This is a genomic window from Archangium violaceum (genome assembly GCF_016887565.1).
Classification (GTDB): domain Bacteria; phylum Myxococcota; class Myxococcia; order Myxococcales; family Myxococcaceae; genus Archangium; species Archangium violaceum_B.
On sequence record NZ_CP069396.1, the window covers coordinates 9222952 to 9236895 of the forward strand.

Below are 13944 nucleotides of genomic sequence, written 5' to 3' on the forward strand. Positions count from 1 at the left end.
GGAAGGGCCTCAGCTCTCCTGTTCGGGGGAGGCCACCGCCACCAGCGAGACGCCGAAGGGCAGCGAAACGCGCGGTACCACGTGGCGCTCGCTGCTGAAGACGGCCTCCAGCACCTGGTTGGCCAGTCCCGAGCCGCGCCCCAGGTTGATGTCCGAGCGCAGCTGGTTCTTGCGCTGCATCGGCACCACGCGCTCCAGCAGGCGCACCGCGGCGATGGCCGGGAACAGGATGCTGTTGAAGTAGGAGGACCAGCGCAGGCGCAGCCCCGCGGCCGAGAGGTGCTCGGTGAGCAGCTCCACGGAGTAGCGGCGCTGGTGGTGGTGCACCACGTCGTGCTGGCTCCACATGAAGGCGTGCGCCGGGACGGTGAGCACCAGCCGCCCCTCTGGCCCCAGCACCGAGCGGATGCCTCGGAGCGCCCCCACCACGTCGGGGATGTGCTCGAGCACGTCGAAGGCCGTCACCACGTCATAGCGCCCCGGGGGGACGGCCTCGGGGAGGTGTCCCTGGTGGAGGGGGAAGTCCGGCCCGAGCCGCGCCCGGCACAGTGCCAGCGCATCCGGGGAGGCCTCGAGTCCCTCCACCTGACCGAACCGTTGGAGGAGCGGAATGTTGCCCCCCGTGCCGCATCCGACGTCGAGGATGCGCCGGTCCGGCGTGGGAGGCAGGTGCTGACGCAGCACGACCTCGATGACATTGCGGCGGCCCCGGAACCACCAGTGGTGGTCCTCGATGCGGGCCATCTCTTCATAGAGGTGGGCTTCCATGAAGGCCCCTCCATAGCCCACCCTTCCCACCTTGGACAGGGGCCCCTCGCCGCTCGGCCGGTGACCTTTTCAACAGTGGAAGGTAGACAGGCGAGGTGTCCACCCCCTCCCCGCCCGGTCTCCACCCCCTCGTGCGTCGCCTCTGGCCCCTGGCGCCGGGGCTGCTCGTGGCCGCCGCGGTGCTCGCCTTCCACCGCCGCGTGCTCGCCCCCGGCATGGCCTTCGGCAGCGAGGACCTGCGCGAATACTTCATCCCCGTCCGCGCCCTCCTCCAACACACCGTCCGGGGAGGGGACTGGCCCTTCTGGCAGCGCTCCATCTACGCGGGCTTCCCGCTGTGGAGCTCGGGCGAGGCGGGCCTCTTCCTGCCCACCACGTGGCTGTACTTCCCGCTGGAGGCAGCGCGCGCGCTGACGCTCGGCTCGCTCACCCACCTGGTGGCGGCCGCGCTCGGCATGTTCACCTGGCTGCGCCACCGGGGCCGGAGCCTGGGGGCCGCCCTGGCCGGTGCCTTCATCGTGGCGCTCGGCGGCTTCACCACGGTGCACCTGGACCACTGGACGTTCAGCGCGACGCTGGCGCCGCTGCCCTGGACGCTGCTGGCGGTGGACGTGGCCCTGCGGCGGGGCCTCTCCCCGGGCCTCTTCCTGGGCGCGGCCCTGGGGGTCGCCGGACTGTGGTACGGCGGCGCGGCGCAGCTCGCCTACTTCGCCACGCTCCTCGTCGGCGGCTACGTGGGCCTCCAGGTGCTCGGCACGCGGGGGCGGGCGTGGCCGTTGCTGCTCGTCCTCCCCGCGGGCCTGCTGCTGGCGGCCCCCCTCATCCTCGCGGGCGCCGAGTTCAGCGCGTACAGCCCGCGCGCCGGAGGCATGACGCTGCGGTGGGCCGCCTTCTACCACTGGCCGGATAAGCGAGCCCTGGCCCTGATGCTCTTTCCCGACGCCTGGGGCCCGGTGTCCTCCTACGGCGGGCCGTTCAACTACTGGGAGATGACGGGCTACGTCAGCCTGCCCGCGCTGGTGCTCGTCCTCACCACCCGGCCCCGGGGCCTGGGCTGGTACTTCCTGGCGGTGCTGGCCTTCTCGCTCCTCGTCTGCTTCGGCACCGAGACGCCACTCTACGGGCTGCTCTTCGACCACCTGCCGGGCTTCGACAAGCTGCGCGTGGCCACCCGCACGCTCTTCCTCGTCAACTTCGCCGCGGCCTTCCTCACGGCCGATGCGCTCGACGGGCTCGCCGAGCGGCGGAGGTGGTGGCAGGGCGCGCAGGTGGTGGCCGGGGCCCTGGTGCTGCTCGGGGTGGCGCTCTGGGTGGCGCGGCGGGCCGAGTCGCTGGAGTTCCGCGCGGAGGCCCTGCGCGCCAACCTGCCCTGGACGGTGGGCGTGCTGGCCGTGTTCGCCGCCTGGGTGGCCGCCCGGCACGTGCCGAGGCTGCCGGCGCTCCTCTTCCCCCTGGGCGCGGCGCTGCTCGTGCTCGTGGATCTGCACCACGTCTACGGCGAGTACATGCCCGTGTCCCGCGTGAGGCTCCTGGACCGGCAGTACCCGCGCCTGCCTCCGGACGGCGGCCGGGTGGTGCACTTCGGCTTCAACCCCAACCTCGCCGCCGCCTCGGGCGTCGAGGGGGTCAACGGCTACAGCCAGCTCCTGGTGGACCGCGTCTACGATTTGCTCTACGCGACGCGCGACGGGGGCTTCTTCGTCACCTCCCAGGCCCGCGTGGACGACGAGTACGGCAAGCTGCGGATGATTCCGGGCAGCCCGCTCTTCTCCCTCTTCGCCGCGCCCCGCCTCGTCACCACCAGCCCGGTGGGGGGCCTGCCGTTCCCGCCCCGCCGCGACGGGCCCTTCTGGCAGTACACGGTGCCGGCCTTGCCGCTCGCCTTCTGGAGCCAACGTTACGAGGTGCTGAGCGCCTCGGACTTCCGCCAGCAGGTGCACCGCTTCGAGCCCGGGGAGACGGTCACCGTGGAGCCCTCCAACGTCCCGCTCCCGCCCTCCTCCACCCAGCACCCCTTCCGTCCGGCCGCCATCACCGCACGAGGCCCCAACCACACGGAGCTGACGGTGGAGGCACCGGCCCCGGGGCTGTTGACGGTGATGGACCCGTGGTTCCCCGGCTGGAGCGCCGAGGTGGACGGGAAGCCCGCCCCCGTGCTGCGCGCCGACTATGCCTTCATGGCCGTTCCCGTCCCGGAGGGAACGCACCGGGTGGTGCTGCGCTACGTACCAGCCACCCTGTGGTCAGGACTGGCGGGCGTCCTCTGTGTGCTCGCGAGCACCTCGGGGTGGGCCTGGGCCCGGCGGCGCAAAGCCTCCGCTGCCAGTCGTTGACGGACCTGGGGGCCCGTGCTTCAAGACGGCCCCGTGACTCCACCAACCGTCAGTGTGGTGATTCCCGCGTACAACGAGGGCGTCCGACTTCCGGCCTTCGCGGAGCAGCTCACGCGGGTGTGCCTCGTCACTCCCTCGCCCGTGCTGGAGCTCGTCGTCTCCGACGACGGGAGCGCTCCGGAGCACGTGGAAAAGGAGCGGGCGAGCATCGAGGCGGCCCAGGCCCGGCTGACCGGGGCCGGCTCGCCCCACCGCTTCCGCTTCGTGGCGGCCGAGCGCAATGGCGGCAAGGGCTCGGCCATCCGGCTGGGCTGGCGGGAGTCCGACCCCCGGGCCGAGTGGCTGGCCTTCCTGGACGCCGACGGGGCCGTGAGCGCCGAGGAGTTCCTGCGCATGGCCACCCTGGCGACCACCACTCCGGACATCGACGTGGTGGTGGGCTCACGCATCCGGATGGCGGGGCGCCACGTGGAGCGCACCCTCTTCCGGCACCTGCAGGGGCGCATCTTCGCCACATTGACGGACATGCGCTTCCAGCTTGGCTACTACGACACACAGTGCGGGGCGAAGCTCTTCCGGGCCTCGATGCTGAGGCCACTGCTGGACCGGCTCCAGGAGCAGCGCTGGCTCATCGACGTGGAGCTGCTCGTCCTCATGGGCCAGCAGGGCGCCCGGCCGCTCGAGGTGCCTGTCGACTGGGCGGACACCGGTGATTCAAAGGTTCGTTTCGGGGTGGATGCGGCCCGCATGTTCTGGGGGTTGAGAGAAATGCACCGCCGGTTGAACCGTCCGCAGTAGTCAGTCTGATGAGTACGCTTGCTTTCCAATCGGTAAGCCGCGAAATAGGCGCGGTCTGGTGACCGTTTTTGCCTGGTTGCCTTCCCCAACACCCCCAGTGACATGCGTCCCTTGACCGCTCTTCCTACCAACGACGGCCCCACGCTGACTCTCGGTATCCCTGGCTTCGGCTTCGAGGACCTGTACCGCCCCCGCGGCCTGCGTCGCCTGTCGGAGCGCTTCGACGCGCAGCTCGCCGCCGACGAGCCCGAGCTCTTCAAGGCCTTCGAGGCCTACCGGAAGTCCGGTGGCAAGAGCGTCACCGGCCCCGCCGAGTCCGAGCTGCTCATCCGCGTGGCGCGCCACGTGTCCGCCTTCGTGACGAGGCTCTTCGGCCTCGAGACGGACGTGGACCGGCTGGCCCGCCACCTGAAGGGCGAGCTGCCGCTCTTCGACTTCAAGCGCGAGTTCATCACCCGCCGGGTCTTCAAGAAGGGCGCGGCGGACCGCCCCACGCTGGCCGAGTACCCCTCGCTGGACGCGCGGATGCGGCTGCTGCTGTCGCTCGCCTTCCCCGAGGCCCTGGCCAACGAGGACGTGGAGCGCGCCCTGGCCGAGGCCATCCTCACGCTGATGGACCTGGAGCGGCTCTTCTCGGGCAGCTCGGGCAACCTGCCGCCGCTGACGCCGGAGCAGTCCGAGGCGCTGCGCGCGAAGTGGACGGGCGTGCGGGTGGCGCTGCTGTCCTCGCCCGAGGGCAAGGAGGCCTTCGGTTCCAGCCTGGTGACCCAGGGGGATGACGCGGCGGAGCTGCAGTCGGTGCGCAACCTGCTGGCGCTGGCGGACCGCTGGACGTACGCCCGCGCGCTGCACCCGGAGATGAAGGAGCTGTTCCACAAGTGGCCCACGCACCGGGTGCCCAAGCCGCTGGTGTTCGACCAGCTGGTGCAGCTGGAGCGGCCGGACGAGAAGCTGCCGGAGATCACCCAGGGCTCGGACCACCACCTGCGCTACCGGGACGGCTTCAAGCTGACGGATCCGCGCGGCACGCCCCGCGAGGTGATGGGCGAGGTGGACTACTGCGTCATCTGCCACGAGCGCGAGAAGGACTCGTGCTCCAAGGGCTTCAAGGCGAAGGACGCGGTCATCGAGGGCCACTCCTTCAAGAAGAACCCGCTGGGCATTCCGCTCACCGGCTGCCCGCTGGACGAGCGCATCTCGGAAGCGCACGCGCTCAAGCGCGAGGGCAACTCGCTGGCGTCGCTGGCGGTGGTGATGGTGGACAACCCGATGTGCCCGGGCACCGGCCACCGCATCTGCAACGACTGCATGAAGGCCTGCATCTTCCAGAAGCAGGAGCCGGTCAACATCCCCATGGTGGAGACGGCCGCGCTGACGGACGTGCTGGCGCTGCCCTGGGGCTTCGAAATCTACGGCCTGCTCACGCGCTGGAACCCGCTGAACGTGCGCCGCCCGTACGCGCTGCCGTACGTGGGCCGCAACGTGCTGGTGGTGGGCCTGGGCCCGGCGGGCTACACGCTCTCGCACTACCTGCTCAACGAGGGCTTCGGCGTCACGGGCATCGACGGCCTGAAGATCGAGCCCTTCGACGACGAGCTGGTGGGCCGCAACGGCAAGGCGATGAGGCCCATCCGTGACTGGAAGGCGCTGACGCGCGAGCTGGACGAGCGCATCCAGGAGGGCTTCGGCGGCGTGTCCGAGTACGGAATCACCGTGCGCTGGGACAAGAACTTCCTCACGCTGATGCACCTGACGCTGGAGCGGCGGCAGAACCTGCGCATCTACGGCGGCATCCGCTTCGGTGGCACGCTGACCATCGAGGACGCGTGGAAGATGGGCTTCGACCACATCGCCATCGCGGCGGGAGCGGGCAAGCCCACCATCATCGGGATGAAGAACAACCTCATCCGGGGCATCCGCAAGGCGAGCGACTTCCTGATGGCGCTGCAGCTCACGGGCGCCTTCAAGAGGGACTCGCTGGCGAACCTGCAGGTGCAGCTGCCGGCGATCGTCATCGGTGGCGGCCTGACGGGCATCGATACGGCCACGGAGCTGCTGGCCTACTACCCGGTGCAGGTGGAGAAGACGCTGGAGCGCCACGAGAAGCTGGTGGCGGAGCTGGGCGAGGAGGCCGTACTCGCGCGGATGGACGCCGAGGAGAAGGTCACCTACCAGACGTTCCTGGAGCACGGCCGGGCGGTGCGGGCCGAGCGGGAGAGCGCGCAGGCCGAGGGCCGGGCGCCGGACTTCATCCGGCTGGTGCGCAACTGGGGCGGCGTGAGCCTGGTGTACCGGCGGAGCCTGACGGAGTCGCCTGCCTACCGTCTCAACCACGAGGAAGTGGCGAAGGCGCTGGAGGAAGGCATCCGCTTCATCGAGCGCATGAGCCCGGTGGAGGCGCTGCCGGACGAGAAGGGAGCGGTGAAGGCCATCCGCTTCGAGCGCATGGTGACGAAGGACGGCAAGCTGCGCGGCAGCGGCGAGTTCTTCGAGCTGCCGGCGCGCACGGTGTGCGTGGCGGCGGGCACGGCGCCCAACGTGACGTACGAGAAGGAGTACCCGGGCACGTTCGAGCTGGACGAGAACGGCGAGTACTTCAAGAGCTACGAGCTGGCGGAGGAGGCGGAGGGCTTCGGCCTGGCGCAGGTGGAGCCGGTGGAGGACATCGCGGCGAAGGTGGGCTTCTTCACCTCGTACCGCAAGGACGGGCACTTCATCTCGTACTTCGGCGACAACCACCCCACGTACGCGGGCAACGTGGTGAAGGCCATGGCGAGCGCGAAGGACGGCTACCCCGAGGTGGCGCGTCTGTACGCGAAGGAAGTGGCGGGGCTGGACTTCGACGACGAGCTGGCACAGGCGCGGCGTGACGAGAAGCTGGCGGCGCACTTCGCCAGGCAGGACGAGGCCTTCCTGGCGAAGGTGGTGACGGTGAACCGGCTCACGCCGACCATCGTGGAGGTGGTGGTGAAGGCGCCGTTCGCGGCGCAGCACTTCGAGCCCGGCCAGTTCTACCGGCTGCAGAACTTCGAGCGGACGGCGACGGTGGTGGACGGCGTGCGCCTGACGATGGAGGGTCTGGCCCTCACGGGCGCGTGGGTGGACAAAGAGAAGGGGCTGATGGGCACCATCGTGTTGGAGATGGGCTCCTCGTCCCGGCTGTGCGCCGCGCTGAAGCCGGGCGAGCCGGTGGTGGTGATGGGCCCCACGGGCGCGCCCACGGAGATCGGCCACAACGAGACGGTGTTGCTGGTGGGCGGAGGCCTGGGCAACGCGGTGCTGTTCTCGATCGCGCGCTCGCTGAAGGCGGCCGGGTGCAAGGTGGTGTACTTCGCCGGCTTCCGGCAGCGCGCGGACGTCTTCAAGCGCGAGGAGATCGAGGCGGCCACGGACCAGGTGGTGTGGTCGGTGGATGCCGGGGAGCTCATCGAGACGACGCGGCCCCAGGACTCGGCGTTCCGGGGCAACGTGGTGCAGGCGATGCTGGCCTACGCGAAGGGTGAGCTGGGAGTGGCGGCGGTGGCGTCCTTCAAGGACGTGAACCGGGTGATCGCGATCGGCTCGGACCGGATGATGAGGGCGGTGCAGGAGGCGCGGCACGGGGTGCTGCAGCCGTACCTGAACCCCGAGCACGAGGCGATCGGCTCCATCAACTCGCCGATGCAGTGCATGATGAAGGAGATCTGCGCGCAGTGCCTCCAGAGGCACGTGGATCCGCGGACGGGGAAGGAGACGTGGGTGTTCTCCTGCTTCAACCAGGATCAGCGGCTGGACCAGGTGGACTTCGTGAACCTGAACCAGCGCCTGCGAGGCAACACGGTGCTGGAGAAGGTCGCGGACCTGTACCTGGCGCAGCTCCTGAAGAAGGTCCCGGGTCTGCGCCGGGTGTAGTTCCCGGGGGGAAGAACCCCCAAACCCACCCCTCTCCCCCTGGGAGAGGGACGGGGTGAGGGTACCGGAGCTACTGCGACTTCGCGCCGAAGGACCGGAGCATGTCCTGGTAGTTGAGCATGAGCTCCTGCTCACGCGTGAGGACCAGGTCCACGTTGGCATCGCCGTGCACCTTGCGAACGCCCACGAGCTTCTCCGTCTCCTCGACGCGCTTGCGCATGGTGTCGATCTGCGGAGCCAGCTCCTTCTGCTGCTCGGGATTGAGGCGGGCGCGCATCTCCTCGAGCTTCTTGAGCTCGCCGGAGAGATCCAACATGGCGGACATGTGGCGCTGGGTGATGACGTCGGTCACCAGCGCGCCGATGCGGTTGACGTCCAGCTCGGTGAGGCCGGCCTCGCGGCGAGCCCTGGACTCGGACTCGGCCTTGCTCTCGATGGCCTTCATGGAGGCGCTCAGGTCGGCCACGTCCTTGCCCGAGTCCACGCGGGCCTTGGCGTCCTGGAGGGCCTTGTTCATGGCCGCGTAGGCATCCAGCACCTTGCGCTGGTAGCCGACGTAGGCGTCCAGCTTCGCCTGGGTGAGGACGTAGGGCTTGCCGTCATCGAGCTCCTGGAAGTCCTCGGCCGAGGCCTCCTTCGAGTCCTTGTCGGCCGCCACCCCGGTCTCCTCCCGGGCAGGCGCGGGGGCCGGGTCCTTCTTGCAGCCGGCCAGCGTCCCCGCGGCGAACAGCACCCACAGCAGCTTGCGCATCCACACTCCTCCAGGGGTTCTCCCGGATCGAGACAAGAGGCGGAGTATACGCTCGCACACGGCCCTCCACGGAGGGATCCCCTCCCCCCCGGCATCAGTCACCCTGGCCGCCTGCCCCCCAACGGGCAAGGCCCCACCAGCCAACATTCGCCGCATTACCTTTGACCAACCCGGTCGCGGTCGTGTACGAACCGCGGTTCGTTCGGTTGCGGTGGAGGCACCTTGAGGATCTTCCTGGTAAGGCATGGCGAGGCGGACGCGGAGGCTCCCGAGGGACTCGGGGACGAGGCGCGCTCGCTCACGGCCAAGGCCCGAGCCAGCACGGCCGCGCATTTCGCGTCGCTGGCGGAGCGTATCGGTCCCGTGTCGCTCGTGCTGACGAGCCCGCTGGTGCGCACGGTACAGACGGCACAGATGCTCTCCGCAATCCTCAAGCACGAGGGCACGCTGCGCGCCCATCGCTGCCTCCTGCCGGACATGCCGGTGGGGTCCGTGACGCCCGTCATCGACGAGCACGCCAACGAGAACATCGTGCTGGTGGGCCACCAGCCCTCCATGGGCGCCCTGGCCGCCCACCTGCTGGGCATGCAGTCCTTCCCCAAGCAGGTCAACCCGGGCACCGTCATCGCCATCGAGCGCCCCGAGCCCACCGAGCCCGGTGCCGCTCCCGCCCCCGCGAAGCTGCTGTTCTTCGCCGCCCCGGGCCAGCAGGTGCTCGACGTCATCCAGCCGTAGCCACTCCCGTCCGCTGGAGGGCGTGATGCTCGACGAAGCCATCTACAATCAGCTCATCGCCGCGGCGTTCAAGCGCATCGTCGCCGCCGCGGATGCGCTCGATCCCGACGTGCTGGAGGCCGAGAGCACCGGTGACATGGTCACCCTCACCTCCGCCTCGCGCGAGAAGTGCATCGTCAATACTCAACGCGCCGTGCGGCAGATCTGGGTCGCCGGCCGCAGCCAGGGCATCCACTTCTCCTATGACTCCGCCACCGGCTCCTGGCTGGACGACAAGGGCAAGGGGCTCGAGCTGTTCCGCTTCGTGGCGGACGTGGTGCGGGAGATCTCCGGTCAGGAGCTCGAGTACCACGACTGACCCTCACCCCAACCCTCTCCCAGAGGGAGAGGGAGGGTTGTTGTTTGTTGGGTTGGGTGGGTTTTCGGCACTACTCCGTCGGCTCTACAGGGGTCGGACGGCCGCCTTCGATCCGGTCTCCTCCCGCCGCCTGGGCCCTCCGCAGCGAGTCCCCGGCTTCCTTCATGAGCGTGCCGAAGCTCACCTGCGCCTGGCCCTTCACCGCCGCCGGCTCGAACACCGCCAGCCCCAGTGACGCCGTCAGCCCCGGCACCGACTCCACTTCCTTCACTCGCTGCAGCAGCCGCTCCGCCACGATCATCGCCCCTTCGTAGGGCGTGTGCGGCAGGAACACGATGAAGCGCCCCTCGGCGAACGGCACCGCCAGGTCGATGTCCCGCAACGCCTCGGACAGCTTCCGGAGGATCTCCGCCAGCGCGGACGTGCGCTGCGGCCCCGGCAATGGCGCCACCCGCTCCGCGAAGCGATCCGGCTCCAGCATCAGGAAGGAGATGGGGTAGCGGTAGCGTCGGCTCCGCTTCACCTCCATGAAGAGCAGCCGCTTGAGGAAGTCCAGGTCCGGTGATGAGCCCGCCGGCGTCGACTCGCGCCGGACACCCGCGGACTGCTGCATCTGCAGCTCGGCGCGGATCTGCGCCACCGCCTCCCGGGCGTGCGCGACCTGCATCATCAGGTTCACGCACGACACCACCGTGGCCCGCTTCAGCGGCCCCACCAGGCACGCCTCCGCTCCCGCGGCCGCCGCTCGCGACTCCGGCTGCTCCTCCTCCGGCAGGTACAGCAGGAGCACCGGAATACCCGGCGCCTCCTCCTTCAACTGACGGCAGAGCCCCTCGCCATCGAAGCCTTCCGACACGGAGGCCATCACCACCGCGGGCGCGAGCTCGCGCACCCGTGCCAACGCCTCCTGGACGTCACCCACCACCGTCACCTCGTGGTGGGCACTCTCCAGGAACCGGCGCAGCGCCCCGGCTATCGAGGCGGACGGCTCCGCGACGAGGATGAAGGCCATCTCAGACCTCCATCACTTCCTTCTCCTTCTTGGAGATGATCTCGTCGACCTTCTTCACCCCGTCGTCCGTCTCCTTCTGCACCTTCTCGGTCAGGCGCTTGGAGTCGTCCTCGGTGATCTTCTTGTCCTTGAGCTGCGCCTTGATGGCCTCGTTGGCGTCGCGGCGGATGTTGCGGATGGCGACCTTGTGGTCCTCGCCCTTGGTCTTCACCTGCTTGGCGATCTCCTTGCGCCGCTCCTCGGTGAGCGGCGGGAAGGGCAGGCGGATGACCTCACCGTCGTTCATCGGGTTGATGCCCAGGTTGGCCTCGCGGATCGCCTTCTCGATGTCCTTGAGCACCGTGCGCTCCCACGGCTTGATGACGATGAGCCGCGGCTCGGGCGAGGTGATGTTGGCCACCCCGCTCAGCGGCGTGGGCGTGCCGTAGTAGTCCACCCGGATGCCATCCAGCAGGTTGGGGCTGGCGCGGCCGGTCCGCACCTTCGTGAGCTCCTTGCGGAGATCATCGAGCGTCTTGTCGATACGGCTCTTCAGTTCGGTCACGGCGTCTGCCATGTGCAGGTCTCCTTATGAAGCGTCCGTGCTTCTTCTCAGCTCAGGCCCAGGCCGTCTCGCCCACGCCCACCACGGTTCCGATCTCTCCCGCATCGCCAAGGATGGCCTTGCGGATGTTACCGCGCTGGGTGAGGTCGAAGACGATGATCGGCAGCTTGTTGTCCATGCAGAGCGAGATGGCCGTGGAGTCCATCACGTTCAGGTTCTGCTTGAGAACGTCCATGTACGTCAGCGTCCGGTACCGGCGCGCCTCCGGGTCCTTCTTCGGATCCGCGTTGTAGATGCCATCCACCTTGGTGGCCTTGAGGATGACCTCGGCGTTGATCTCCATGGCGCGCAGCGACGCGGCCGTGTCCGTGGTGAAGTACGGGTTGCCGGTGCCCGCCGCGAAGATGACGATGCGGCCCTTCTCCAGGTGACGCACCGCGCGCCGGCGGATGTAGGGCTCGGCGATCTGCTCCATCTTGATGGCCGAGAGCACCCGGGTGTGGCACCCCTGCTTCTCGAGCGCGTCCTGCATCGCCATGGAATTGATGCAGGTGGCGAGCATGCCCATGTAGTCGGCGCTCGCGCGGTCCATGCCCTCGGTGGAGCCCGCCACGCCGCGGAAGATGTTGCCTCCGCCGATGACCACGGCCAGCTCCACGCCCGCCTCCGCCACCTCCTTCAACTCCGAGGCGATACGCGACAGCGTGGGAGGATGGATGCCGTACTTCCCCTCCCCCATCAGGGCTTCGCCCGACAGCTTGAGGAGGATGCGCTTGTAACGATGGGCCGTGGCTGGAGCGGACATTGGTTCCGCTTCTATCCCTCGACCCGGCGGCGATCAACGCCCGAGTGTCTCCGCCGTCCGCCAGTGGCCCCTCTCCTGCCCGGCCCCCGCAACGGCGAGGGCCGCGCCGCCCCGGAATATCCGGAACGCGCGGCCCCCCAGGGCGCCCCGTGGAGCGCCAGACGGCTAGGCCTGGCCCAGCGTCTTGGCCACCTCGGCGGCCAGGTCGTCCTTCTTCTTCTCGATGCCCTCGCCCACCTCGTAGCGGACGAAGCGGCGCACGGCGACCTTCTCGCCGATCTTCGCCGCGCGCTCGGTGATCATCTCACCGACCTTCTTCTTGTCGTCCTTCACCCAGAGCTGGTCCACCAGGCACACCTGCTCGAAGTACTTCTCCACCTTGCCCACGAGGATCTTGTCCCACATGGCCTCGGGCTTGCCCTGCTGCTTGAGCAGCGCGCGCTGGATCTCCTTCTCCTTCTCCAGCTGGTCGACGGGGACCTCCTCGCGGCGGACGTACTTGGGGCTGGCCGCGGCGACCTGCATGGCCACGTCCTTCACCAGGTCCTGGAAGTCGGTGTTGCGGGCGACGAAGTCCGTCTCGCAGTTGACCTCCACGATGACGCCGATGCGGCCACCGTGGACGTAGGTGCCGATGACACCCTCGGCCGCCACGCGGCCTTCCTTGCTGCCGGCCTTGGCGATGCCCTTCTTGCGCAGCCACTCCTCGGCCTTGGCGAAGTCGCCACCGGTCTCGGCGAGCGCCTTCTTGCAATCCATCATGCCCGCGCCGGTCTTCTCGCGGAGCTCCTTCACCATCGTGGCGCTGACCTCGGCCATGTTCGTCTCCAGTTACACCCTCCGCGGACACCGGGAGGGGCATTCAGGTTTGAGGGTACTGCGGGGATTGAAAACGAAAAGCCGGGCGGCGACCACGCGCCGCCCGGCTAAACTTCTCGCGCCCCGGCAAGGAGCGCGGCGGCGTTACTCGGCGGCGGTCTCCCCGCCCTCGCCGCCCTCGGAGCCCTCACCCGCGGTAGCGGCGGGAGCGGCACCCTTCATCTCCACGAGGGGACCGCGGCGGTCACCACCCCGGTCGCCACCACGGCGGTCACCACCCCGGTCGTTGCGGCGCGGCCCACGGCGGTCACCGCGGTCGTCGCGGCGCTCGTCACGGCCCTCGCGAGCCTCCTCCTCGTCACGATCGGCCGCCCCGCTGGCGCGGTAACGGGCCCCGCCCTCGATGCAGGACTCGGCCACGCGCGAGGTGAAGAGCTTGATGGAGCGGATGGCGTCGTCGTTGCCCGGGATGACGAAGTCGATGCCGTCCGGGTCGCAGTTGGTGTCCACCACGCCGATCACCGGGATGCCGAGGCGGTTGGCCTCGTGCACGGCGATGTGCTCCTTCTTCGGGTCGATCACGAAGATGCACTTGGGCAGCTTGGACATCTCCTTCACGCCGCCCAGGTTCTTCTCCAGCTTCTCGCGCTCACGCTCGAGGGCCGCCACTTCCTTCTTGGGGAGACGATCGAAGGTACCGTCCTCCTTCATCTTCTCCAGGGTCTTCAGCCGATCGATGCCCTGCTTGATCGTCTTGAAGTTGGTCAGCGTGCCACCGAGCCAGCGGCTGGTGACGAAGAACTGACCGGCGCGGCGCGCCTCCTCCTGGATGACGTCCTGTGCCTGCTTCTTGGTGCCCACGAAGAGCACCGAGCCGCCGCGGGCCGTGATGTCCGCCACGAAGCGGAAGGCCTGGCGGGCCAGGTTGACCGTCTTCTGCAGGTCGATGATGTAGATGCCGTTGCGGGCACCGAAGATGTACGGCTTCATCTTCGGGTTCCAGCGCTTCGTCTGGTGGCCGAAGTGAACACCGGCCTCCAGGAGCTGCCGCATCGTGATGCCGCCGGCGGCGGCCATGGCCTGCTGCTGCGTCGTGTCTTGCGTTTCCATCTCGGTTCTTCCTCCACGCT

Annotated in this window: 12 protein-coding genes; 5 read left to right on the forward strand and 7 right to left on the reverse strand. The window is 68.9% G+C overall.

Annotation, left to right across the window (positions count from 1 at the left end; translation table 11 throughout):
- Window positions 1-9: 9 nt before the first annotated feature.
- A complete protein-coding gene (locus JRI60_RS36800; RefSeq protein ID WP_204220588.1) occupies window positions 10-768 on the reverse strand; it encodes a class I SAM-dependent DNA methyltransferase in 759 nt (252 codons plus the stop codon).
- A gap of 131 nt (window positions 769-899) precedes the next feature.
- On the opposite strand from JRI60_RS36800, the gene JRI60_RS36805 reads away from it, so the two are divergent.
- The 3 genes from JRI60_RS36805 to JRI60_RS36815 all read left to right on the forward strand — a co-directional run bounded on the left by JRI60_RS36805 (window position 900) and on the right by JRI60_RS36815 (window position 7790).
- The gene (locus JRI60_RS36805) at window positions 900-3101 is read left to right on the forward strand and encodes a YfhO family protein (protein ID WP_204220589.1); all 2202 of its coding nucleotides are present in this window, start codon (window positions 900-902) and stop codon (window positions 3099-3101) included.
- A gap of 33 nt (window positions 3102-3134) precedes the next feature.
- Window positions 3135-3899, forward strand: a complete 765-nt coding sequence (locus tag JRI60_RS36810) for a glycosyltransferase (protein WP_204220590.1) — start codon at window positions 3135-3137, stop codon at window positions 3897-3899.
- 102 nt (window positions 3900-4001) lie between these two features.
- Entirely contained in the window at window positions 4002-7790 is a 3789-nt protein-coding gene (locus JRI60_RS36815) for an FAD-dependent oxidoreductase (RefSeq protein WP_204220591.1), read from the forward strand.
- 70 nt (window positions 7791-7860) lie between these two features.
- Here JRI60_RS36815 and JRI60_RS36820 read toward each other — a convergent pair whose 3' ends face one another.
- Window positions 7861-8541 (reverse strand): hypothetical protein, encoded by a 681-nt coding sequence (locus JRI60_RS36820; RefSeq protein ID WP_204220592.1) that lies wholly within the window; start codon window positions 8539-8541, stop codon window positions 7861-7863.
- A 222-nt stretch (window positions 8542-8763) separates the two neighbouring features.
- Between JRI60_RS36820 and JRI60_RS36825 the strand changes: the two genes are divergently transcribed.
- Together JRI60_RS36825 and cyaY are read left to right on the forward strand one after the other, a co-directional pair.
- Window positions 8764-9276 carry a SixA phosphatase family protein gene (locus JRI60_RS36825; protein WP_204220593.1) on the forward strand — a complete coding sequence of 171 codons (513 nt, stop codon included), beginning with the start codon at window positions 8764-8766 and terminating at the stop codon, window positions 9274-9276.
- Between the two features lie 25 nt (window positions 9277-9301).
- Entirely contained in the window at window positions 9302-9634 is a 333-nt protein-coding gene (gene cyaY, locus JRI60_RS36830) for an iron donor protein CyaY (RefSeq protein WP_204220594.1), read from the forward strand.
- Between the two features lie 70 nt (window positions 9635-9704).
- Here cyaY and JRI60_RS36835 read toward each other — a convergent pair whose 3' ends face one another.
- The 5 genes from JRI60_RS36835 to rpsB all read right to left on the reverse strand — a co-directional run bounded on the left by JRI60_RS36835 (window position 9705) and on the right by rpsB (window position 13924).
- Window positions 9705-10646: a response regulator gene (locus JRI60_RS36835; RefSeq protein WP_204220595.1), complete on the reverse strand. Its 942-nt coding sequence runs from the start codon at window positions 10644-10646 to the stop codon at window positions 9705-9707.
- A gap of 1 nt (window position 10647) precedes the next feature.
- Complete coding sequence (gene frr / locus JRI60_RS36840) at window positions 10648-11202, reverse strand: ribosome recycling factor (RefSeq protein WP_204220596.1); 555 nt, start codon at window positions 11200-11202, stop codon at window positions 10648-10650.
- A 40-nt stretch (window positions 11203-11242) separates the two neighbouring features.
- Window positions 11243-11995 carry a UMP kinase gene (pyrH, locus tag JRI60_RS36845; protein ID WP_204220597.1) on the reverse strand — a complete coding sequence of 251 codons (753 nt, stop codon included), beginning with the start codon at window positions 11993-11995 and terminating at the stop codon, window positions 11243-11245.
- 165 nt (window positions 11996-12160) lie between these two features.
- A complete protein-coding gene (tsf, locus tag JRI60_RS36850) occupies window positions 12161-12814 on the reverse strand; it encodes a translation elongation factor Ts (RefSeq protein ID WP_204220598.1) in 654 nt (217 codons plus the stop codon).
- Window positions 12815-12958: 144 nt separating this feature from the next.
- Window positions 12959-13924, reverse strand: a complete 966-nt coding sequence (gene rpsB, locus JRI60_RS36855) for a 30S ribosomal protein S2 (RefSeq protein WP_204220599.1) — start codon at window positions 13922-13924, stop codon at window positions 12959-12961.
- Window positions 13925-13944 lie beyond the last annotated feature (20 nt).

Coding starts and splice junctions, on each gene's coding strand:
- JRI60_RS36800 (WP_204220588.1), bottom strand. CDS start 768: ATGGAAGCCCACCTCTATGAAGAGATGGCCCGCATCGAGGACCACCAC.
- JRI60_RS36815 (WP_204220591.1), top strand. CDS start 4,002: ATGCGTCCCTTGACCGCTCTTCCTACCAACGACGGCCCCACGCTGACT.
- JRI60_RS36820 (WP_204220592.1), bottom strand. CDS start 8,541: ATGCGCAAGCTGCTGTGGGTGCTGTTCGCCGCGGGGACGCTGGCCGGC.
- cyaY (WP_204220594.1), top strand. CDS start 9,302: ATGCTCGACGAAGCCATCTACAATCAGCTCATCGCCGCGGCGTTCAAG.
- JRI60_RS36835 (WP_204220595.1), bottom strand. CDS start 10,646: ATGGCCTTCATCCTCGTCGCGGAGCCGTCCGCCTCGATAGCCGGGGCG.
- frr (WP_204220596.1), bottom strand. CDS start 11,202: ATGGCAGACGCCGTGACCGAACTGAAGAGCCGTATCGACAAGACGCTC.
- pyrH (WP_204220597.1), bottom strand. CDS start 11,995: ATGTCCGCTCCAGCCACGGCCCATCGTTACAAGCGCATCCTCCTCAAG.
- tsf (WP_204220598.1), bottom strand. CDS start 12,814: ATGGCCGAGGTCAGCGCCACGATGGTGAAGGAGCTCCGCGAGAAGACC.
- rpsB (WP_204220599.1), bottom strand. CDS start 13,924: ATGGAAACGCAAGACACGACGCAGCAGCAGGCCATGGCCGCCGCCGGC.